The sequence below is a fragment of the Pseudomonadales bacterium genome (assembly GCA_041395945.1).
Taxonomy (GTDB): domain Bacteria; phylum Pseudomonadota; class Gammaproteobacteria; order Pseudomonadales; family Azotimanducaceae; genus SZUA-309.
This window is the reverse complement of record JAWKZN010000001.1, coordinates 1-22,320: the sequence shown is the minus strand read 5'-3', so window position 1 is coordinate 22,320 and position 22,320 is coordinate 1. Positions and strand designations below refer to the sequence as shown.

Annotated in this window: 18 protein-coding genes and 1 pseudogene; 7 read left to right on the top strand and 12 right to left on the bottom strand. The window is 61.2% G+C overall.

Annotation, left to right across the window (positions count from 1 at the left end; all coding sequences use genetic code 11):
• Window positions 1–66: 66 nt before the first annotated feature.
• Window positions 67–1,446 carry an SLC13 family permease gene (locus R3E82_00095; GenBank protein MEZ5549268.1) on the top strand — a complete coding sequence of 460 codons (1,380 nt, stop codon included), beginning with the start codon at window positions 67–69 and terminating at the stop codon, window positions 1,444–1,446.
• 18 nt (window positions 1,447–1,464) lie between these two features.
• Here the strand turns inward: R3E82_00095 and R3E82_00090 are convergent.
• A pseudogene (locus tag R3E82_00090) lies at window positions 1,465–2,502 on the bottom strand (aminopeptidase).
• A 168-nt stretch (window positions 2,503–2,670) separates the two neighbouring features.
• Between R3E82_00090 and R3E82_00085 the strand changes: the two are divergent.
• The 3 genes from R3E82_00085 to R3E82_00075 are packed head-to-tail and all read left to right on the top strand — an operon-like array spanning window position 2,671 to window position 6,048.
• Window positions 2,671–3,579, top strand: coding sequence for an acetyltransferase (locus R3E82_00085; GenBank protein ID MEZ5549267.1), 909 nt, complete (start codon window positions 2,671–2,673; stop codon window positions 3,577–3,579).
• Window positions 3,579–5,435 (top strand): AAA family ATPase, encoded by a 1,857-nt coding sequence (locus R3E82_00080; GenBank protein MEZ5549266.1) that lies wholly within the window; start codon window positions 3,579–3,581, stop codon window positions 5,433–5,435. Before R3E82_00085 ends, R3E82_00080 begins: the two co-directional genes overlap by 1 nt.
• A gap of 1 nt (window position 5,436) precedes the next feature.
• Window positions 5,437–6,048, top strand: coding sequence for a general secretion pathway protein GspB (locus R3E82_00075; protein MEZ5549265.1), 612 nt, complete (start codon window positions 5,437–5,439; stop codon window positions 6,046–6,048).
• 125 nt (window positions 6,049–6,173) lie between these two features.
• On the opposite strand, the gene R3E82_00070 is transcribed toward R3E82_00075, so the two are convergent.
• The 6 genes from R3E82_00070 to R3E82_00045 all read right to left on the bottom strand — a co-directional run bounded on the left by R3E82_00070 (window position 6,174) and on the right by R3E82_00045 (window position 12,839).
• A complete protein-coding gene (locus R3E82_00070) occupies window positions 6,174–8,096 on the bottom strand; it encodes an HD domain-containing phosphohydrolase (GenBank protein ID MEZ5549264.1) in 1,923 nt (640 codons plus the stop codon).
• Between the two features lie 168 nt (window positions 8,097–8,264).
• The gene (locus R3E82_00065) at window positions 8,265–9,050 is read right to left on the bottom strand and encodes a hypothetical protein (GenBank protein MEZ5549263.1); all 786 of its coding nucleotides are present in this window, start codon (window positions 9,048–9,050) and stop codon (window positions 8,265–8,267) included.
• 160 nt (window positions 9,051–9,210) lie between these two features.
• Entirely contained in the window at window positions 9,211–9,855 is a 645-nt protein-coding gene (locus tag R3E82_00060; GenBank protein ID MEZ5549262.1) for a urate hydroxylase PuuD, read from the bottom strand.
• 262 nt (window positions 9,856–10,117) lie between these two features.
• Complete coding sequence (gene groL, locus R3E82_00055; GenBank protein ID MEZ5549261.1) at window positions 10,118–11,749, bottom strand: chaperonin GroEL; 1,632 nt, start codon at window positions 11,747–11,749, stop codon at window positions 10,118–10,120.
• A gap of 24 nt (window positions 11,750–11,773) precedes the next feature.
• A complete protein-coding gene (locus tag R3E82_00050; protein ID MEZ5549260.1) occupies window positions 11,774–12,064 on the bottom strand; it encodes a co-chaperone GroES in 291 nt (96 codons plus the stop codon).
• 283 nt (window positions 12,065–12,347) lie between these two features.
• Window positions 12,348–12,839, bottom strand: coding sequence for an FxsA family protein (locus tag R3E82_00045; GenBank protein MEZ5549259.1), 492 nt, complete (start codon window positions 12,837–12,839; stop codon window positions 12,348–12,350).
• Window positions 12,840–12,891: 52 nt separating this feature from the next.
• On the opposite strand from R3E82_00045, the gene R3E82_00040 reads away from it, so the two are divergent.
• Window positions 12,892–13,203, top strand: a complete 312-nt coding sequence (locus R3E82_00040) for a methylated-DNA--[protein]-cysteine S-methyltransferase (GenBank protein MEZ5549258.1) — start codon at window positions 12,892–12,894, stop codon at window positions 13,201–13,203.
• Here R3E82_00040 and R3E82_00035 read toward each other — a convergent pair.
• Both R3E82_00035 and R3E82_00030 read right to left on the bottom strand, forming a co-directional pair.
• Window positions 13,163–14,473 (bottom strand): AmpG family muropeptide MFS transporter, encoded by a 1,311-nt coding sequence (locus R3E82_00035; protein ID MEZ5549257.1) that lies wholly within the window; start codon window positions 14,471–14,473, stop codon window positions 13,163–13,165. The two genes, R3E82_00040 and R3E82_00035, sit on opposite strands and share 41 nt — an antisense overlap.
• Window positions 14,470–14,952 carry a YajQ family cyclic di-GMP-binding protein gene (locus R3E82_00030; protein MEZ5549256.1) on the bottom strand — a complete coding sequence of 161 codons (483 nt, stop codon included), beginning with the start codon at window positions 14,950–14,952 and terminating at the stop codon, window positions 14,470–14,472. The genes R3E82_00035 and R3E82_00030 overlap by 4 nt, the downstream gene beginning before the upstream one ends.
• Before the next feature lie 198 nt (window positions 14,953–15,150).
• Between R3E82_00030 and R3E82_00025 the strand changes: the two genes are divergently transcribed.
• Window positions 15,151–16,128, top strand: a complete 978-nt coding sequence (locus R3E82_00025; GenBank protein ID MEZ5549255.1) for a response regulator — start codon at window positions 15,151–15,153, stop codon at window positions 16,126–16,128.
• Window positions 16,129–16,149: 21 nt separating this feature from the next.
• Window positions 16,150–16,674, top strand: coding sequence for a cob(I)yrinic acid a,c-diamide adenosyltransferase (locus tag R3E82_00020; protein MEZ5549254.1), 525 nt, complete (start codon window positions 16,150–16,152; stop codon window positions 16,672–16,674).
• A 21-nt stretch (window positions 16,675–16,695) separates the two neighbouring features.
• Here the strand turns inward: R3E82_00020 and aceF are convergent, their stop codons facing one another.
• The 3 genes from aceF to R3E82_00005 are packed head-to-tail and all read right to left on the bottom strand — an operon-like array spanning window position 16,696 to window position 22,205.
• The gene (gene aceF, locus R3E82_00015) at window positions 16,696–18,534 is read right to left on the bottom strand and encodes a dihydrolipoyllysine-residue acetyltransferase (GenBank protein MEZ5549253.1); all 1,839 of its coding nucleotides are present in this window, start codon (window positions 18,532–18,534) and stop codon (window positions 16,696–16,698) included.
• A 2-nt stretch (window positions 18,535–18,536) separates the two neighbouring features.
• A complete protein-coding gene (gene aceE / locus R3E82_00010; GenBank protein MEZ5549252.1) occupies window positions 18,537–21,200 on the bottom strand; it encodes a pyruvate dehydrogenase (acetyl-transferring), homodimeric type in 2,664 nt (887 codons plus the stop codon).
• 27 nt (window positions 21,201–21,227) lie between these two features.
• Window positions 21,228–22,205 carry an ROK family protein gene (locus R3E82_00005; GenBank protein ID MEZ5549251.1) on the bottom strand — a complete coding sequence of 326 codons (978 nt, stop codon included), beginning with the start codon at window positions 22,203–22,205 and terminating at the stop codon, window positions 21,228–21,230.
• Window positions 22,206–22,320 lie beyond the last annotated feature (115 nt).

Sequence of the window (22,320 nt, the reverse complement as noted above, 5' to 3'; positions counted from 1 at the left end):
GCAGCCTGGGGCCGAGACCGCCGGTTAATTTGCTTTCGTGTCGTGGCATTGGCATCTTGCGCAGCCATGAACGCGAAGTCGAAGCAGCTCGCCCTGTTCGGCGGTCCGGCACTTGCCGTCGCCGCAGGATACCTCATGTATGGCGCAGGCTTCTCGACCGCGGCCGGAATCACACTCGGTGTGACGCTGCTGTGTGTGGTGTGGTGGGTTTTCGAACCTATACCGATCCCGGCAACTTCCTTCATTCCGCTTGGACTGTTTCCACTGCTGGGCGTGCTAACTCCGGTAGAGGTCGCCCAGTCCTATGGCCATTCCCTGATTCTGCTGCTGCTCGGTGGTTTCATCCTGGCAACCGCCCTCGAGCGCAGCGGTGCGCATCGGCGACTGGCACTGGCGATGGTGCGTGCATTTGGTGGTACTTCGAGCAGACGGCTGGTCTTCGGCTTCATGGCCGCCGCTGCGATTCTGAGCATGTGGATCTCCAATACGGCAACCACGCTGATGCTGCTGCCTGTCGCCCTCGCCGTACTGGAGAAGTCCGAGGACGAGAACCTGGCAACACCCCTGCTCCTCGGCATCGCCTACTCAGCGAGTATCGGCGGCGTTGGCACGCCCATAGGGACACCACCGAACGTGGTCTTCATGGGCATCTATGAAGCGACTACCGGCAACAGCATCGGTTTCCTCACCTGGATGAGCTGGGCCGTACCCATCGTCCTGGTGTTTCTGCCGATAATGGCCCTCTATCTGACACGACGGCTGAGCTTTCAGGGCACAGTGAAGCTGCCGACGGTCGGTGCCTGGCAGGCGTCCGAGGTCCGGGTGCTCACCGTGTTCGGCCTCACCGCCCTGGCCTGGGTCACCCGCAGCCAGCCCTTCGGTGGCTGGTCGGGCCTGTTCGATCTGCCGCACACGGACGACGCCATGGTCGCCCTGCTTGCGGTGGTCGTGATGTTTCTGGTGCCGGATGGCAAGGGCAAGCAGCTGCTCGACTGGGAGACTGCCGAGCAGATCCCCTGGGGGATGCTGATTCTCTTCGGCGCGGGTATTGCCATCGCCAGCGCCTTCACCTCGTCCGGCCTGAGCGAGACAATCGGTGCGGCACTATCCGGACTCTCGACTCTGCCGATTCTGGTCGTGATCGTCTGCATCTGTCTGGCCGTAACCTTCATGACCGAAACCACCAGCAACACGGCAACCACCACGCTGCTGATGCCCATACTCGCCGCCGCAGGGCTGGGTGCCGGAATTGACCCGAAGCTCCTCATGATTCCTGCCGCGATGAGTGCTTCCTGCGCGTTCATGCTCCCTGTCGCGACTGCGCCTAACGTGATCATGTTCAGCACCGGCCGTTTCACTATCGAAACCATGGCCAGAGAGGGCTTCGCACTCAATCTCATCGGCGCGGCCGTGATCTCCCTGGGCTGCTATCTGCTGCTCACCTAACTGTTCGAGTACCGCATCCCGCTCAACCTGGCTGAGTGCACCAAGCCCGGCAACTGCCGCGTAAAAGGCGGACCAATCGCGCCCGCTCTGTTCGAACAGCCGGGCAAACGCAGGCACCGCATCCTCGTAGGTGGCCAGCGACACCAGCAGCGCGTTGTTGAGCCCCGCGTCGAGCCGGTTCACCTGCTGGGGCGCGGCGCCACTGCTTCGATAGCATTCGACGGCGGCAGACAGGATGCGGGATTTTCTCTGCAGTTTGACCTCGTCAGTCTCCGGGCCGGCATAGAGTGCTTCAAGCGCGCCTCGCGTACGTTCGAGCAGGGATCTCAGCGCTCTGGTGGCGGCCTCCGCCGACTGGCGGCTGGCGAGTTCGTCGCGGGCGGGTTTCGCAGCATCGTGCTCCGGGTCTTTCGTTCCTTCCTCTGCGATCCCTTCCTCGTTGCGCAGCAGCCACTCCCGCATACCCTGCCGACCGACAAAACTGGCGAAGGACTCGTTGAAGCGGACGTCTCCCTTTATCCACAACTTCAGATGGGCAAGTTCATGAATCAGCAGCTGTGCCAGATCCGCCTCCGGCCAGGAGAGAAAACTGCTCAGCAGCGGATCCTTGAACCAGCCGAGCGTGGAGTAGGCGGCCACCCCGGCCATATAGGTATCGAGACCTTCGCCCACAAGCCGCTGCCGGTAGCGGTCCGCATCGTTCCGGGAAAAGTAACCCCGATAGGGCGCACAGCCCACTACTGGATAGCACCAGTGCTTCGCCTCCAGCGACAATGCAGGTGCCGCATAGAGATTCCACACCACGTGATCGGAAGAAAGTGCGACATAGGAGCGGTAAGCCCCGTCGGCGGACAGCAGCAGCCGGGTTTCCGCAAAGTCGAGAATCCGCTGGGAACGTTCGAGGCTGGCCCTCAGTGCGGCGCGGTCATCGGTTCCTGTTTCGGCACTTTCTTCGGAAGGGTGCGCGTCATCGAGCTCGGTCAGCAGTCGCTCCACCGGCTGGCGCCGGGTCAGCAGGCTCAACTGTCCGCCGATCGCCTGACTGTAATAACCCATGGTCTCGCAACCGGCCGCACCACAGATCGTCGCGGCGAAGAACACGGCGAGGGGAAGTCTGATCCTTCCCGGCGCCGATCCAGGGCTGACGGTCCGGGCAGGGCGCCGGCCTTTTCCGTGCAGGCGCACGGTGGCTATGTCCTCCGGAGTCTGATTAAGTACAGGATCATGAAGCTCATCATCGGCATTCTCTCGGCGACGTTCGTGGTTCTCAATACCGCCCTGAACTGTATCCCTCTGTATCTCGCGGGCATTGTTCGAGGACTGCTCCATCTGCTCGGCCTGCGGACAGCAGCCCGCTGGATCGCCAATCACATGGACTGGATCATCGAAAGCTGGGTGGGTGCCAACCGGCAGATGTTCCGCGCGCTTCATCTTACCCGCATCGAGATCGACTGGATCGACTGCGAATCCCTGAGCCGTGACGACTGGTACATGGTGATCAGCAATCATCAGAGCTGGACCGATATCGTGGTACTCCAGGTCGCCCTGCATCGGCACATTCCACCGATCAAATTCTTCACCAAAGCCCAGCTCATCTGGATACCCCTGCTCGGTATCGCGATGTGGCTGCTCGGGTTTCCTTACGTCAGGAGACTCAGCAAGGCACAGATCGAAGCCAGTCCCGAACTGCTGGAACTGGATCGAAAGGCGACGCTTCAATCCTGTGAGGGATTTCGTGCGAAGCCCACAACCGTGCTGAATTTCCTGGAAGGAACTCGCTTCACTCCGTCCAAACATGGTGCCCAGCAGGCACGTTACCGCACACTGCTCAATCCCAAGACCGGTGGCTTCACCTATGTGGTTGCAGCACTCGAAAGAGAGCTGCACCAGGTGCTGGACGTCACTATCGAGTATCCCCACGGCATTCCAACTTTCTGGGATTTCATGACAGGCAACTGTCCGCAGGTACGATTGCGAGTGGAGCGCCTGGAAATCCCCGCAGAGATCCGGGACGCAGAGTCGCTGGAGGAAAAGAGACCCCGCCTGCAGGCCTGGATCGATTCGCTGTGGCAGGCGAAGGATGCGCGCCTCATTGCCGGAGGCAGACTGACCCAGTTTGCTGCCGCTGACTGATGTACGAGGAACACTTTCATCTGCGCAAGGCGCCCTTCTCGATCGCTCCGGATCCCAGCTTTCTGTATCTGAGCAGTTCCCATCGGGAAGCCATGGCACACCTGCGGTATGGTTTGAGCAATGGCGGCTTCGTCCTGATCACCGGGGAAGTCGGCACCGGTAAGACGACGCTGTTGCGCAATCTGCTGCAGGAGACCCCGCCCGATCTCGACGTCGCTTTCATCCTCAATCCCCGCCTCACCGTGCGCGAACTCCTCGAGTCACTCTGCGACGAACTCGGCATCAGCTACGACCGCTCGGCCACCGGTACCGTGAAGCAGTACATCGATGTATTGAACCGGCATCTGCTGAAAACACACCAGGCAGGCCGCAGTACTGTGGTGATCATCGACGAAGCGCAGAACCTCTCACCTGCGGTACTCGAACAGGTGCGACTGCTCACCAATCTGGAAACCGACGAACGCAAACTGCTGCGTATCATCCTGCTTGGCCAGCCCGAACTCGCCGACCTGCTGGGCCGCCAGGAGTTGCGTCAGCTTGCCCAGCGGATCACCGCTCGCTACCACCTCGGGACCCTGAACCGGGAGGACTGCCGCGGCTATGTGATGCACCGTTTGAGCCATGTCGGCGGTGACCGGGAAACCTTCACCAACGCCGCCCATCGGCGTCTGTTCCGACTCAGCGGCGGGGTACCGCGGCTCATCAATACCATTGCAGATCGGGCGCTGCTGGGCGCCTACGCAGAAGACCGTGCCCGCGTCACAGCCCGCATCGTTTCCCGTGCCAGTGCCGAAGTCCTCGGTCGCAAAACGGACTGGCGGCCCTGGCTCTATGCCGGTCTGGGTGGCGTGGTACTCGTTGCCGCAGCATGGGCACTCCAGGTAAACCGGGTGCCCGTGGAAAACGGTGCAACGGCGGGAATCCCGCCTTCTCCGGACGCAGCGCAATCCTCCGCAGCCGCTTTACCTGCCGCACCATTCGCCGCTGCACCTTCCCCTGTTACGCCCTCCTCCGCTGCGTCCACCCCCACGCCGGATGATCCTGCTGCAGGTTCCACAAGTGCAGAAGCACAACAGCCTGCTGGCAGCACTGTACCGGCCGGTACTGATGTGATCACGGCATTCGATACCCGGTCTGAACCGGCCGGCGTCGCCGTCGACGCGCAGGTACAGGTGTCAGATGCTCCCCAGGCCGGTGTGCCTGAAGCATCAGCGTCTCCGGCGAGTCTGCCTCGACCGGTTGCAGAAATTCTCCGACCGGCTGGCAATACTTTTCAGCTCCGGCGTCAGGCCTACGCCGCGGTGTTCAATGCGTGGGGGGTTGAGTTCGATATCGCCGCCGAAGGGCAGATCCCCTGCGACTTCGCACCTTCGGCCGGCCTTCTGTGTCTGTCGGAGCGCGGTGACTGGACAGAGATCGAGCGACTCGACCTGCCTGTAATACTGGAGCTGTGGGACGAGCAGGAAGCCCCCTACCATGCGGCACTGACAGCGTTGCGGGACGCTCAGCTCACCCTGCACCTGGATGGAAAAGACATCCACACCACTCAGCGGGCGCTGCGCGACCACTGGTTCGGTTCCTACGTGGTGCTGTGGCGCACACCTCCGGGCTATTCCGGCAGTCTGCGCATCGGCGATGCCCATGAAACCGTAACCTGGCTCAGACGCCAGCTCGCCGAACTGAACCCGGCGCTGGGTATACAGGGCACGTCACCCGTTTTCGACGCCGAGCTGCAGTCCGCCATACTCGAATTTCAGAAGCAGGAGGGCCTGGTCGAGGATGGGATCGTGGGTCCGGCAACCTGGATCCGCATAGCTCATCGACTGCGCCTGCCTGCGCCGAGCCTGGCTGGTTGACATGTCCTACGTACTCGAAGCGCTAAAAAAGGCCGAAGCACAGAAGGACCCCGGTGCGCGAACCGCCCTGGTGCAGGAGCGTCGCGAGTACCGGCGCAATCGCTGGTGGCAGATCCTGGTCGCCAGCGCCCTGCTGGCAAACCTCTTCGTGCTGTTATGGCTGTTTTATCCCCGCAGCGAAACAGGCGCCCCTGCAGACCCGGTACCGGCTCAACAGCCGGCACTCGCCGAGTCATCCCCGCAGACTCAGGTCACGCCCGCACAATCTTTCCAGCAGCCGCAGGCGCTGCAGCAGCCGCAGGTGCTGCAACAATCCCTGGCGGAGACCTTACCGGTCACCGGGAGCGGTGCAGCCACACCGGCGGCACCACCGGTTCGAGTGCACCTGTCCGATCTTCCGCCTGCGCCACGCAGCCGCTTTCCCGGCCTGGCGTTTTCGACACACATCTACGCAGAAGATCCCGCACTGCGGGCACTGGTGGTAAACGGCAACCGTCTGACGGAAGGTGATCGCTTCGGTGTCCTGGTACTGGTCGAAGTCACGGAAGAAGGAGCCGTCTTCGGCTTCGAAAACTTTCTGGTCGACGTGTCCGTGCTGGACACCTGGGACTGATCCGCAGGAGTCAGAGCAATTGCTGATGGCGGGCGGATTTCGCTCCTAGCGGACGGATTTCGCTCCTAGCGGACGGATTTCGCTCCTAGCGGACGGATTTCGCTCCTAGCGGACGGATTTCGCTCCTAGCGGACGTGTACCGAGACCTCCGGCAGAGCAACCCGGTTCGAGGCCGTCTCGTAGATGCGGCTGGCAATGAAGATCTGCACCAGATCTGTATCCAGCAGACCTTGACGGACCTCGTCCTCCAGAATCCGCAACGCGAAGTCGGCAGTCATGGCCTTCTTGTATGGGCGATCCATGGCCGTCAGCGCATCGTAGATGTCACACACCGTCATGACACGGCTCGCCAGTGGAATCTGTTCCCCCACCAGACCCTGGGGATAACCGCTGCCATCAAGCTTCTCGTGGTGGGCGCCGGCGATTTCCGGCACCCCTGCCAGCTCGGGTGGCCAGGGCAGCACACTCAGAAACTCCCGGGTATGCACCACGTGGGACTGTATTTCCCGTCGCTCGTCCGGGGTCAGACTGCCCCGCCGCACAGAGAGTGCGAGCAGATCCAGGTCGGTGATCAGACCATTCAGGGTGCCATCGAATTCGCGATAGGCATACTCGCGGATCTCCCGAAGATCACGCGCCACGCCTTCATCGAGAATCTGCGGCAGATTCGCCTTACTCACCATCTCGAAGTAGTCGTCGAGGAGTGACAGTTCGGCTTCCAGCTTCCGGTGGATCCGGCGGCGGGCGACTTCGCTATCAACCGGCGCGTGATGCAGCATTTCCAGTTCGCTTTCCACCGCACGCCGACGCAGGCGCTCCTTCTGCAACTCCACCCGGTAGCGGACAATCTCCAGCCGGTCGTCGGTCAGCTTGTTGGCCTTGAGGAGCACGTCCTCACGCACGCCAACCTTCCCGAAATCGTGCAGCAGCGCGGCATAGCGTACTTCGCGGATATGTTCTTCGCTGAGGGTCAGATTGCGGAATCTCGAAAGGCCTGACTGGGGAAGCACCTGGAGCAGCGCGACCGTGGAGTCCGCTACCCGGAAAGAATGACCGCTGGTACTCGGATCCCGCTGCTCTATGGTTTTCACCGATGCCTGTACGAAACTCTCAAAGAGCCGGCTGATGTCCCGGATGAGCTGATTCTTCTGAATCGACACGGCGGCCTGACTTGCCACGGCGCGCAACAGTTCGACAATTTCCTCGTCGAAGGGAATCGGCAGGTCTTCAGTCGGATCAAGACGATTGATGAACTGCAGTACTCCCACCACCTGGTCCCGGTGATCGCGCATGGGCAGTACCAGCATTGAGCGCGTACGGTAGTTCATCTGCTCATCGAAGCTGCGGTTGAATCGATAGGGCACGCTTTCCGGGATCTGGTATGCGTCGGGAATCAGCAGTTCTTCTCCCACCACCGCGACATAGCCGGCAAGGGAATCCCGGGACAACGGCAGACGCTTCTCTACATAGTCGACTTCCACCACATCGTTCTGTGCCAGTTTGAACACCAGCTCCGGTTCATCGCCGGATTCGTCTATGAGATACAGAGAACCCGCCTCGCAATCGGCCAGACGACGGGCTTCCAGCAGAATGGTCCGCAGCAGATCTGAATAATCCATGCGGGTGGACAGCGACTTCGCGATATCCGAAAGCTGATTCATCCGTGTGCGGCGCGCGCCCACCTCCCGGAACAGAGCCAGCACCTTCAGATTGCGGCGCCAGTGCTCCTCACCATGCGCTACGAGCCTGTCCAGACAGCCACCCTCAGCCTCCGGTGGCAATACCAGATCGGCACCAAGCGGATCCTCGAAACTTACCAGCAGGGCATGGGGGAAGGCACGACGGGCACTGTCTGCACCGGCACCCGCCAGCACCACCAGCGCGACAGTTTCATCCATCTCATCGCTGTGGCGAATGTCCACGTAGCGGGTCGTCCAGCCACTCCGGGCCGCTGTCTCCTCCAGACGGTGACAGGCAGCCGCACACCGGGGCCGGGCAGGTTCTACGCCAGCGATACAGAACGCGGGATTGTCGCCGGGGTGCGACATGCGGATGGCTTCCCTCGATTTTTCTCGAAAGAAGTATGCCGGGGTGTCGTCACCCCAATGTAGACCTGTGTCACACCCCGACAGACCCTGTCCCCGCCAGGCGTACGGGGAGTCGGGCCATTAGCCCGGCACGGCGTGCCGTATCAGAGCGCAGCGCGGGCGTCGATTCTAGAGCGTCGGGTTGCCGAGCGAATCCAGCCGCCGTTCGATACTGGCAAGACGATTGTTGATCTGCACCCGATAGGCGTCGATCGCAGTGACCGCCTGTTCGTTTTCGGCAACCCGATTCACCAGACTGGTCTGCAGGGTGGCCATGCTCTGACTGGTGGTATTCACCCGGTCCACGATGTCGCGCTGCACCCCCGCCATCTGCTGGAGGGAAAGCTCGAGACTGGTCAGCTGATCCACAATAGCCGACTGCTGCTTGAACAACGCCTCGTGTCGACCTACCGAGTTGGTCAGTTCCCTGGTGGCGCTCTGCAGACCCTGGAGGTCTTTACCGAGCTTCTCGATGCCCGCTTTGTTCTCTTCGATCCACTTCTTGTTGCGGTCGTTGGTCACGCCCCAGAGCTTGCGGATCTCTGACTCCCAGAAGTTGATCTGGCTCTTGGTATCCTGACCGGTTTCAGACAGATTCTCATCGGTCATGCGCAGCCGGTCTTCGAGCAGGCCGATACGATCAGAGGCGGATGCCAGAGCTTTTTTATCTTCGAGCAGCTGCTGGTGCTGATTGGTGATGAACCAGCCCGCCACCACAAGCCCGGCAACGAGCACTGCCAGAATCAGATTGATACCAATCGATCTGGAGCCCCCGGAAGTGCCTCCGCCCGACCCGGTACGCCGTCGTGGCGAATCGCCGCTGGAAACCGTCTTCGGGGCTTTGATACCACGCCGGTAACCGGCCGAGTCATCGGGATTGGCGGGGATCGCGGTGGGAGAAGGACGCTCAGCCATGTGAACTCCGGGTTTTTCGAGCGCGCAGATTATAGAAGAAATCTAAGGAAGACAAAAAAAGCCCGCACAGGCGGGCTTTTCAGATACTGACGCTCTGCCACCCCGGTGGCATGCTCCGGCGGGACCCGGACACACCTTGCTCGGGAGTCAGAACCTGATGTCAGAGTATCTCCAGGATCCCCCAGAGCACGATGGTGAGTGCCAGACCACTGACGATCACTCCACGCACGCTGGCCATCGGACCGGGCTTGCCGAAGATCGCGTTCAACTGGAGCACGGCGATGATCGCCAGTGCGGCAATCAGCGCCGTGGTGTTGCCGTTCAGGCCGCCGTGGGCGTAATGAGCGCTCGACCCCATGAGAAACAGCATGGGCAGCGAAAACAGCGTGTTGGTTCTGGACGCCAGGGCTGCCTTCGGTGCCGCAGCCGCAGCCGCAGGAAGGGGTTCGCCGCCGGATTTCACCTGCTGATTCGAGGCAATCAGGATTTTCTGGTTCGGCCAGATGATGAGCCAGACATTCAGAAACATCAGTGTACCCAGCACGGCACCTACCGTGATATCCAGGGTCACACCGGCTCCCCGGATGCCCAGCATCACGATTCCGGTTAAGAAGGTGAACATCGCACCCCAGCGGAACCACCAGAGCGCACGGGGTACCAGCTTGACGAATGCATCGGTGCGGGCGCTGGCTTCGGCTTCCTTGAAGTATTCACCCTGCACGAAATTGAAATAGTAAAGCAGACCGATCCAGGTGATGCCTGCGAGAAAGTGGCCCCATCGAGCCAGGTAATCTATGAGTTCCATCGAAAAAATCTCCCCTGCTGACCGTTATAAATATTGTTCAGAACGACCGCGGCGACTATAGCATCGAAGCCGCACAGGGTCGAAACCCGTGCCCGGCGATCAGTGCTGACGTGCCGCCGGGAGAGTATCCGTGCCTGGGGAAAGCGGCCGAAAAAAAACCCCACACACAGGTGGGGTTTTCTTTTCTGCCGATTCCAGCTCCCGATTCCGGAGAGGGCCGCCTCCCAGGGGAAACGACTCTCACCACCCGGAAGCGGGCGGCTTACATCATGCCGCCCATGTCGGGCATGCCGCCACCACCCATTGGCGGCTTGTCTTCCGGCAGTTCAGCGACCATCGCTTCGGTGGTGATCATCAGACCTGCCACTGAGGCAGCTGCCTGCAGAGCGGTACGGGTGACCTTCGCCGGATCGAGAATGCCCATCTCCAGCATGTCGCCGTACTCACCAGTGGCTGCGTTGTAGCCCTGGTTGCCCTTCAGCGCAGCGACCTTATCCAGCACGACCGCACCTTCGACGCCGGCGTTTGCTGCAATCTGCCGCAGAGGGGCTGTCATGGCCCGCTGGGCAATGGTGATGCCCACGTTCTGGTCTTCGTTGTCACCCTTGAGGCCGTCGATGGCTTTGAGCGCACGCACCAGCGCGACACCGCCGCCTGCTACAACACCCTCTTCCACCGCTGCACGAGTCGAGTGCAGTGCGTCTTCCACACGCGCCTTCTTCTCCTTCATTTCCACTTCGGTGGGTGCGCCGACCTTGATCACGGCAACACCACCGGCCAGTTTCGCCAGACGCTCCTGGAGCTTTTCGCGATCATAGTCGGAGGAGGTGTCTTCAACTTCGGCCCGGATCTGCTTGATGCGGCCTTCGATGTCACCCTTGGCACCGGCACCGTCGACGATGGTGGTGTTTTCCTTGGTGGAGGAAATACGCTTGGCAGTACCCAGATCATCGAGGGTCGCGCCTTCCAGGGTCAGACCGACCTCTTCGGAAATCACGGTGCCGCCGGTCAGAATCGCGATGTCCTGCAGCATCGCCTTGCGGCGATCGCCAAAACCCGGGGCTTTGGCTGCGGAGACCTTGACGATACCGCGCATGTTGTTGACCACCAGGGTCGCCAGCGCTTCGCCTTCGATGTCCTCGGCTATCACCATCAGCGGCTTGCCCGCTTTGGCGACGGACTCGAGAATCGGCAGCATGTCGCGGATGTTGGAGATCTTCTTGTCGCAGAGCAGGATGTAGGGGTCTTCCAGCTCGGCAGCCATGGACTCCTGGTTGTTGATGAAGTAGGGCGACAGATAGCCGCGATCGAACTGCATCCCTTCAACCACGTCGAGTTCGTTCTCGAGTCCGGAACCTTCCTCGACGGTGATCACGCCTTCCTTGCCGACCTTGGCCATGGCTTCAGCGATGATCGCACCTACGGCTTCGTCACTGTTCGCCGAGATGGTGCCGACCTGTGCAATCGACTTGTTGTCTTCGCAGGGAGTGGCCATCTTCAGGATTTCGGCAACTGCGGCGGTGACCGCCTTGTCGATACCCCGCTTGAGGTCCATCGGGTTCATACCTGCCGCGACCGACTTCAGGCCTTCGGTCAGAATCGACTGGGCCAGCACGGTGGCTGTGGTGGTGCCGTCACCGGCTTCGTCCGAGGTCTGCGAGGCGACCTCTTTGACCATCTGCGCGCCCATGTTCTCGAACTTGTCTTTCAGTTCGATTTCCTTGGCAACAGACACCCCGTCCTTGGTGACGGTGGGTGCGCCGAAGGACTTGTCCAGCACAACATTACGGCCCTTCGGGCCCAGAGTTACCTTGACCGCATTCGCCAGCACGTTAACCCCATCGAGCATCCGGCTGCGTGCGTCATCTCCAAATAATACTTCTTTAGCGCTCATCGCTTATTCCTCGTTCCCGTGTAGTTAGCCTTCCAGCACGCCGAAAATTTCGCTCTCGCTCAGGATCAGCAGTTCTTCGCGGTCGATCTTGACCGTGCTGCCGCCGTACTGGCCGAAGATGACCTTGTCACCGACTTTCACATCCATCGGCCGGGTTTCGCCGTTATCCAGAATTCTGCCCGGTCCTGCAGCCAGCACTTCGCCGCGCGAGGGCTTTTCCGAAGCCGAGTCGGGCAGCACGATGCCGCCTGCGGTGGTGGACTCTTCTTCCAACCGGCGCACGACAACACGATCGTGTAAGGGTCGAATTTTCATTACCTGTTTTCTCCCAGTTCAAATCCCATTAGAGGGTCCCAGTACGGGTCGTCAGCATCTCGCCTGATCAACGTTTTCGAATTAGCACTCTCATAGGGAGAGTGCTAATTTCAGGGTGGCATATGATAGTGATCCACGAGCCTGATGCAAGGCCGATAACCCGCGACTCCGACCCGGCAGGCGCTCGTCCGCAACCTCAGGAAGTGTTACAGCCACGACCGCCAGCGAGCCGACGAACCCTAAATGGGTCCACCGGAGGTGGATTTCAAGAGCGGCCGGGAGCTCAGTCCGAATTTTTATCGGCTCGTGGCGGCCGATCTACCCGCTGGAACTCGCCTTCTATGGGTGTGCGGGGCCCCGGGTCGGCTCCCCGCCCGCCTCTCGGCGGCCACTCAGCCATTCCGGCTGCGCGTCCAGGTCCGAGACCGGTGACCTGTACTTTCGACAGAACCAGCCCTGCCACTGTGCCGCGAAATCCGGGTACGAGCAGCAGGAAGCCAACCGTATCAGTGACAAAACCCGGGGTGAGAAGGAGCGCGCCCGCCACCGCGAGCAGCAGACCTTCAACAACCTCCCGGGCAGGCAGCTGGCCACCCTCCAGCCGCTGCAGGCCCCGGGTCAGGGTGGCAAGGCCCTGGATACGCAGCAGGGTCACCCCGATCACCGCAGTCAGCATGACAAGCCCTATGGTGGGCCAGGCACCGATGTAGCCGCCCACCTCGATGAGCAGGTACATTTCGGCAATGGGCGTGAGGAAGAAAATCAGCAGCCACATGGGCGAGGTCCGTAAGTCGTCATCCGGTCAATCTGCGGGTGGCTCCGGGGTTTTGCAACCGCAGGAGCGGATCTGGCAGGTCGTCGCCCTGATTCCCCGGGGCAAAGTCGCCACCTATGGGCAGATCGCCGCGCTCGCCGGAATGCCGCGCCACGCCCGCCTGGTCGGCCGGACACTCAGCCAGCTGCCGGAAAGAAGCCGTCTGCCCTGGCACCGGGTAATCAACGCCAGCGGACGCATTTCCTTGCGCAGCGGTTCAGAAGGCCACAAGACCCAGTATCAGCGGCTGCTGGCTGAGGGGGTGGAATTCATCGGGGAACGGGTCAGCCGCGCCTGCCGCTGGGAGGCGCAGGCAGGATCGTAGTCTCATCGCCCAGGGGTGCAACGGGTTCAACGGTCGAGGTGTCTGCTCGCCAGGGTGCAACCCAGTGCAGCAGCGCCATGCCGGGCAGGGCCAGCAGCGCACACAGATAAAAGAAGTCGATCCAGCCGATTTCGTCCACGATCAGACCGCTGACACTGGATGCGACTACCCGCGGCAGGGCGGCGATCGCGGTAAACAGTGCAAACTGCGTGGCGACGGAGGTACGCGCGGTTTCCCTGGCGATGAAGGCCACGGATGCCGCCGTACCAAGACCGACACCCAGGTATTCGGCCCCGATCACCGCCGCCAGCAGCCAGGGGTCCGCTCCGACACCGGCCAGCCAGGCAAAGCCGAAGATGGTGGCGAGCTGTACCACCCCGAAGGCCCAGAGGGCTTTGTTGATGCCGATCTTCACGATGATCAGGCCACCGGCAATGCCGCCGATGATCGACGGCCAGAGCGCAGCGTTCTTCGCGATCCAGCCGATTTCCGTAAGGCTGAAGCCAAGATCGATGTAAAACGGTGTGGCCAGCGCGGTGGCCATATTGTCTCCCAGCTTGTACAGCAGCATGAACGCCAGCACGGCAACGGCCGAGCGCCAGCCATGACGGCCGAAGAATTCGCGGAAGGGTTCGACAATCGCCGCCGCCAGGCTTGCAGGCACCACCGGCTCAGTTTCCGCCTCACGGATGAGCAGAGTGAGGATCACACCGACGCCCATGAAAGCCGCCATGATGGGAAAAACCACCTGCCAGGGCAGTGAGTCCGCCAGGATCAGACCGAGGGAGCCGGGTATGAGACCGGAGAGCCGATAGACCTGTACATGGATGGCGTTGCCCAGACCCAGCTCCTCATCGGTTCTGAGCAGCTCCCGCCGGTAGGCGTCGATGACCACATCCTGGGTCGCACTGAACACGGCCACGGCGATCGCCATGAGGGTGATACCAAGCAAAGCATCCTGTGGCTGCTGAAAACCCAGCAGGGCCATGGTGCCGATCAGCAGGACCTGGGTCAGCAGCATCCAGCCTCGACGCCGGCCGAGCAGGGGCACCGAATAGCGTTCCAGCGCCGGTGACCAGAGGAACTTCAGGGAATAGGGGTACTGGATCGCGGTGAAGAAACCGATAGCGGTCAGGCTCACGCCCTCGACACGCAGCCAGGCGGGCACCAGTTGCACCAGCACGAACAGCGGCAGACCGGACGCAAAGCCAAGGCCGGCGCAGATCAGCATCCGCCGGTTGGCAAGCGTCTGCCAGAGGGGCTGATTCAATCGCGGAAGTTGGTGTAGTTCAGCGGTACGTCCAGCTCGGCGTCTTTGAGCAGGGCCATGACCTGCTGCAGATCATCGCGCTTCTTGCCGGTGATACGGACCTGTTCACCCTGTACCTGGGACTGCACCTTCAATTTCGAGTCCTTGGTCAGCTTGACGATTTTTTTCGCAGTTTCCTTATCGATGCCCTGTTTAAGACCGAAACTCTGGCGTTTCTGTTTGCCCGCGGCTTCGACTTCCCCGGCATCCAGCGCCTTCACGTCCACGCCGCGACGGGTGAGTTTGTCACACAGGATGTCAAACATCTGAGTAAGCTGGAACTCCTCCAGGGCATGCATCCGGATCCTATCGTTCTCGAACGCGTAGCCGGATTCCACCCCCCGGAAGTCGAATCTTGTACTCAGCTCCCGGTTGGCCTGATCCACCGCGTTGCGCACTTCCTGCACATCCACTTCCGAGACCACATCAAAAGACGGCATAGGTACCCCTTACATCTGCGCGTACATTTGTACGCATCGGTCAGCAAAATGCTTCCAAACTGCATCACGGGCGCGCACTGACCCCCGTGCTAGACTGCTCCGGATCGGGTCACCGACCAGGACGTGACTTCCTTGACAAAACTGGATACCTCGCATATCAAACCGGGCACGCCCCCGCCGGCTCAGCCTGTAAGTTACATGTCATACGAAGACATTCCAATCCTCGTCGTGGATGACGCGAAGTTTTCCAGCGCCATCATTGCCAAGGCGCTGCGCAGCGGCGGGTTCAGCAACGTCCGTTTTACCAACAACCCGCTCCAGGCCCTCCGCTCCCTGGAGAAGCGCCCCGCACAGATCCTCATTGCCGACTGGCTGATGCCGAGTATGGATGGCCTCGAGTTGAGCCGCCGGGTCAAGAAGCTCGATGAAACAACCGAACATTTCACCTACACCATGCTGCTGACCGCGCGCGACGACATGGAAGCCATGCAGCAGGCGTTCGATGAAGGTGTGGATGATTTTCTCAACAAGGCACACCTGCGTGCCCAGCTGCTGCCCCGGGTCATTGCCGCCCAGCGCATTGCGGCCCGGCAGAACGAACTGCTGCGCACCAACCGCCTGCTGCGCAAGAAGATCCGTGAACTCCAGACCACCGACCTGGTGGACCCGGTCACCGGACTGGGCAACCTGAAGTTCACCCTGGAACGCATCGCAGACACGATGAAACACGCCGAAACGCGAGGCGGCGCCGCCTGTCTGCTGCTGGTCGGCATCAACAACCTGAGCGTCATCCAGGAGCAGTACGAGCAGAATATCGTGGACGAACTCATGTCCGGTATCGGTGCCAAAGTCCGGCAGCTGGTACGCCCCCTGGATGTGGTCACCCGACCCGAGGCCAACATGTTCGCGGTGATCACACTGCAGCCGGATATTCAGAACTGCACTTCTCAGAGTTTCCGGCGCATCTTCGACAACCTGTACATGCACTCATTCAAGACCACCGAGGGCTATATTCCTGTGGTGGTCGGTGTGAGCATCTCCGCTGCCGACAATGAAACCGGACTGCCGCACCCTAAACATTTCATGCGCCACGCTTACGAAGGTCTGACCCGATCCTTCGATACGGGTCTCATCACGGTGCAGCCCTTCGACCCTGCCTTCCGACCCAAATCCTGAGCTGCGCGGCGGACGCTTCAGGTGCCACGCAAGCGAATCACGTCAGTCGTCACCCGTGGCGGGGACAAAGGGCAGACGTCGCTTGCGGACGGCTCCCGGATATCCAAGTGTGATCCCCGCATTCACACCATCGGCGCGGTCGATGAACTGAACAGTTTCACCGGTGCGCTGATCGCGGAGCTTGCGCAGGACAGTCCCTATCGGGAAATGCTGGGGCGCCTGCAGCAGGAACTTTTCGATCTGGGCGCGCACCTGGCCACTCTGGCCGCAACACCTGCACCCGATCACCAGTGGCTGGAAGATGCGGTGACCATGCTGAACAGCAGTCTGCCACCGCTGACCGAATTCGTGATTCCCGGCGGCACCCGGCAGGCAGCAGGCGCGCACATCTGCCGCACCGTGTGCCGGCGCGCCGAACGGCACTGCTGGGAGGTGGCGGACGCCGGACAGCCCGCCCGCTATCTGAACCGACTCTCTGATCTGCTCTTCGTGCTCGCGCGGGTACTCAACAGCGGGGTCGAGCCCCAGTGGCGGGGGTTGCAGTAGCCCGCAACTCGAAACACTACTCTAGAGCGCCAGGCGCCGGATATCCGCCAGGACTTCGGTCAGGCTCGCCATGAACCGGCCAGCCTCGGCGCCGTTGATGGCCCGGTGGTCATAGGACAGGGACAGGGGCAGCATGCTCCGGGGCCCGAACTCCGTACCATTCCAGACCGGTTTCTGACTCAGCTGCGACACCCCGAGAATGGCCACTTCCGGGGCATTGATGATCGGCGTGAAGCCTGTGCCACCAATGGCACCCAGGCTGGAGACACTGAAAGTACCTCCCTGCATATCATTAAGACCGAGTTTCAGCTCCCGGGCTTTCGTCGACAGCTCGACGATCGCCTCGGAAAGCTCCCACAGTCCCTTCCGGTCCGCGTCCCGGATCACCGGAACCACCAGTCCGTCCGGAGTATCCACCGCCATGCCGATATGAAAGTAGTCCTTGAGGATGAAATTACCCGCGTCCAGATCCAGCGACGCATTCAGATGGGGGTGTGCTTTCAATGCGTGGCAGCAGGCTTTGATGATGAACGCCAGTGGCGTGAGTTTGATGCCACGGCGCTCGGCTTCTGCCTTGAGTGAACCGCGAAACGCCTCGAGATCGGTGACATCCGCCTCATTGAACTGAGTGACATGCGGCAGGTTCAGCCAGCTGCGGTGCAGGTTGGCGGCACCCGCCAGACGGATTCGGGACAGGGCTTCAGAGCGCACCGGACCGAACCTGCTGAAATCCACCCTGGGTATCGGCGGAACAGCCGATGCGCCCTGCACAACTCGAGGCGGTGCACCCAGCGTCTGCTTTACAAAGCGCTTCACATCGTCTTTGACGATCCGACCCCGTGCACCTGAACCCTTCACCCGGCTGAGCGCAACGCCCAGCTCCCGTGCCAGGCGCCGGACCGCCGGCCCGGCATAGACACGCTGCGCCTGCTCCCTGTCAGCGCCATCATCGGTCTGCACGCGCTCCGGCGTGGTCACACCTGTGGCGCCGGCCGGACTTTCTTCTGCAGTCGGTGTGGCAGCTTCCGGTTTCTCAGTCTGTTGTGAAGAGTCTCCGCCTTTTTTCCCGGCCGCAGGCCCGGCAGAGGCGTCTTCTTCAGCCGGTGCACTGACCCCATCACCACTGAGCCGAAGGGTCGCCAGCAGCGTACCTTCTTCAACTTCCGCGCCCACTTCCACGTGAACGGCTTCCACAGTACCGGCTTCGCCTGCCGGTATTTCCATGGATGCCTTGTCGGACTCCACCACCACCAGCAGGTCGTCGGCGCTCACCGTATCCCCCGCCTTCACACCGACCTCGATGACCACCACGCCGCTGGCATCGCCGATTTCCGGCACCCGGATCTCGACTTTGCGGCGTTCGGTGGCTGGCTCAGAACTGTCCGACTTCGACTTTTCTGCATCGGCAGCGTTTGTTGCAGAGGTTTCCTGCTCAGCGGCCCCAGCCGGTGCGGCTGCGTCACTCGCCGCTACGGACGAGTCCGGTTCGACTGCCACTGATTCAGCGACTTCGGATTCCGCCGCCGCCGATTCATCGCGCCCTGATTGATCAGACTGCGATTCCCCGGCCCCGGACGACCCCGATGCCGCGGCCGTATCTGCGCCGGTATCTGCACCCTCACCTGCAATGCGGGCAATGGTGTGACCTTCCGCAACCTTGTCACCCACTTGCACTGAAATCTCTTCGATGACACCGCTCACGCCAGCAGGGACATCCATGGACGCCTTGTCTGACTCGATCACGATCAGCGTATCGTCCGGCCCCACCGAATCGCCCACCGCCACGCAGATCTCGATTACCTCGACCTCTTCAATGTCGCCAATGTCGGGTATCCGTATTTCCTCTGCCTTCTTTGCCACGCTCAGATCTTCCTCGGATTGGCTTTCTCGGCATCGATACCGAATTCGTCCCGGGCCTTGCGCACTACGTCGATCGAGATTTTCTGCTGATCGGCCAGACTCCGCAGCGCACTGAGCGCGATGAAGTTCCGATCCACTTCGAAAAAGTGACGCAGCGCCTCCCGGGTATCGCTGCGACCGAATCCATCGGTGCCAAGCACCTGATAGGGTGCCGGCAGAAAGGCCCTGATCTGCTCCGCGAGCAGTTTCATGTAGTCGCTGGCCGCGATGACGGGAACTTCGCCACCAAGCTGCTGGGCCACATAGCTGACACGGGGTGTCTCCTCGGGGTGCAGCAGATTCCAGCGGGCGACATCCTGACCCTCCCGGGCCAGTTCGTTGAAGGATGTCACGCTGTAGACGTCGACGGACAGACCGAACTCCTCATTGAGCAGCTGTGCCGCTGCTTCGACCTCCCGCAGGATGGTGCCTGCACCGAGCAGTCTCACCCGCTTCGCATCGTCTCCGGTGAGTGAGTAACGACGGTACATGCCTTTGAGAATACCCGCCTCAACTCCGGCAGGCATGGCCTCCTGCACGTAGGCTTCGTTCATCACGGTGATGTAATAAAAGACGTTCTCCTTCTCCTGCACCATCCGCCGCAGACCGTCCTGGATGATCACCGCCAGCTCATAGGTGTAACAGGGATCGTAGGCCACACAGTTGGGAATGGTGCTTGCAAGGACGTGGCTGTGACCATCCTGGTGCTGCAGCCCTTCACCATTGAGCGTGGTGCGGCCGGCGGTTCCACCCAGCAGAAATCCCCGCGCCTGCATATCTCCCGCCGCCCAGGCGAGATCACCGATCCGCTGAAAGCCGAACATCGAGTAGTAAATGTAGAACGGAATCAGCGTGAGCTGGTGAGAGCTGTAGGCGGTCGCGGCTGCCAGCCAGGCGGAAAATGCGCCGGCTTCGTTGATCCCCTCTTCCAGCACCTGGCCGTCGCTGGATTCCTTGTACGCCGCGATCTCGCCCGAATCCTCCGGCTCGTAGAGCTGACCGGCCGAAGAATAGATCCCCAGTTGCCGGAACAATCCTTCCATGCCGAAGGTACGCGCTTCATCCGGCACGATGGGCACGATCCGCGGTCCGATGTTCTTGTCGCGCAACAGGGTAGCGAGAATTCGCACGAAACCCATGGTAGTGGAATTGGCGCGGTCGCCGGTGCCCTTCAACTGCTGTTCAAATGCGCCCAGACCCGGCACCTTGAGCACTTCTTTTGTCACCACCCGCTTGGGAATCGATCCACCCAGGCGCTCCCGGGCCGCTCGCAGATACTTCATCTCCGGACTGTCCGGCGCCGGTCGGTAGTAGGGCACCGACTCCAGTTCCTTGTCCGAAAGCGGGATATCGAAGCGGTCGCGGAAATACTTCAGTTCTTCCAGCTTCAGCTTCTTCACCTGGTGCGTATCATTCTCCGACTCACCCGCATCCCCCATCCCGTAACCCTTCACGGTCTTCGCCAGAATCACGGTGGGCTCGCCTGAGTGGTGAACGGCCGCATGGTAGGCCGCATACATCTTGAAAGGGTCGTGTCCACCCCGGTTCAGACGCATGATGTCCTGATCGGACAGATTTTCGACAAGCTTCGTCAGCTCGGGGTAGCGGCCGAAGAAGTGCTCGCGGGTATAGGCACCACCCTTGGCCTTGTAGTTCTGATACTCGCCGTCCACGGTTTCATTCATGCGCTGCTGCAGCAGGCCGCTCTTATCATTGGCAAACAGCGGATCCCAGAGTCGTCCCCAGACCACCTTGATCACATTCCAGCCAGCCCCACGGAAAGACCCTTCCAGTTCCTGAATGATCTTGCCATTTCCCCGCACCGGGCCATCCAGGCGCTGCAGATTGCAGTTGATGACAAAAACCAGATTATCCAGATGCTCCCTGCCGGCGAGGGACAAGGCACCCAGCGCTTCCGGTTCGTCGCATTCACCGTCACCGAGGAACGCCCACACTTTACGGTTCCCGGGTTCCACCAGTCCCCGATGGCTCAGATACTTCATGACGTGAGCCTGGTAGATGGCCTGAATCGGGCCCAGGCCCATGGAGACTGTCGGGAACTGCCAGTAGTCGGGCATGAGCCAGGGGTGGGGATACGACGACAGCCCTGCACCACCGACCTCACGTCGGAAATTGTCCAGGTGCGTTTCATCGAGACGCCCTTCCAGAAAGGAACGCGCATAGATCCCGGGAGACGCATGACCCTGAAAGTAGATCAGATCCCCGGGGTTCTCATCTGTCGGTCCTCTGAAGAAGTAGTTGAAGCCGACATCGTAGAGCGTGGCCGAAGACGCAAAAGACGAAATGTGCCCGCCCAGCTCACCAGGACGGCTGTTGGCACGTACTACCATCGCCAGGGCATTCCAGCGGATGAGCGATCGGATGCGCCGCTCCATGAACAGATCGCCGGGCATGAAGGCTTCGCGGCTGCTGGGAATCGTGTTCCGGTAGGGCGTGGTGATGGTGTATGGCAGCCGGGCACCCGTCTTCGTCATCCGTGCTGAGAGCCGCTCCAGCAGAAAATTGGCTCGGTCAACACCGCCTTCTTCGAGTACGTACTCGAGGGCGTCCAGCCATTCCCGGGTCTCGTCTGCGTCGGTGTCGTTCAGTTCTCGCGGATAAGCCATTCGTTCCTTCCGAAGTCAGCTGGATTTCTACCTCTTGGCGGTGTCCGCAGGCCACAACCATGCAGCCCCGCGTACACCGCTGGCATCACCCCATCGGGGGGCCAGAATACGGGTTTCGCAACGCTCACCAAACACGTTGTCAGGCAGCCAGTGTCGCACGGGCCCGTAAATTCCCGACGCATTCGACAGTCCACCGCCGAGGACAATGGCATCCGGGTCCAGAACGTTGACGATCTGTGCCAGGGACCGAGCCAGCATACGGCAGTATAGAGCCAGTGCACGAACTGCAGGATTCTTCTCCATATTTCCGGCCGCGCTGTCGTACCACCACTCCGGGGAGTCGACCGCCGCTGCGCAGACCGACTGTGCCGAGTCCAGGTGCCGGGTGCGGGTATCGAGTTCCCGGAAGGTACGCACCAGACCGGCCCCGCAGAGGAATGTCTCTATGCAGTTTAGTCTTCCGCAGTAACAGTGACGTGACGACAGCTGCAGCTCCGCGACACTCTCCCTGAAATAAGGCAAAGGTGTGTGTCCCCACTCGCCCCCAAGGCCGTTGCGGCCGGACAACCCGCGCCCGTCAATCACGATGCCACCGCCCACACCGGTACCGAGAATCACCCCGAACACCACCCTGCTCTGGGCTGCACTGCCCCCGGGGCTCGCTTCTGAAAGGGCGAAACAGTCCGCGTCATTGGCAATCCGCACCCGCGCTCCCAGCCGGGTCTGCAGATCTGCCAGGAGCGGCCGCCCGTTGAGCCAGGTCGAATTACAGTTCTGCATCAGCCCGGAGTGCGGCAGGCTGCTGCCCGGTGTGCCGATGCCGACGGTGAGCGTGCGTCCGCCGTCCAGGGAAGCCACCAGACGCTCGAGCGCATCCAGAGTGCCTGCGTAGTCACCGTTCGGAGTGGCAACCCGGGTTTCGGCGGATATCCGCCCGTCTGGATCGAGCACAATCCCCTGGATCTTGGTGCCGCCCAGGTCCACTCCGATTCGCGGTGCTACCACAGCGCTCTCAGGTAGTGACACCAGTCGAAGGCCGATCCGGGATCGGTCTTTCGACCCGGGGAGATCTCAAGATGCCCCACGATGGACTCTCGCGACAGGGAGGGATAACGCTCGA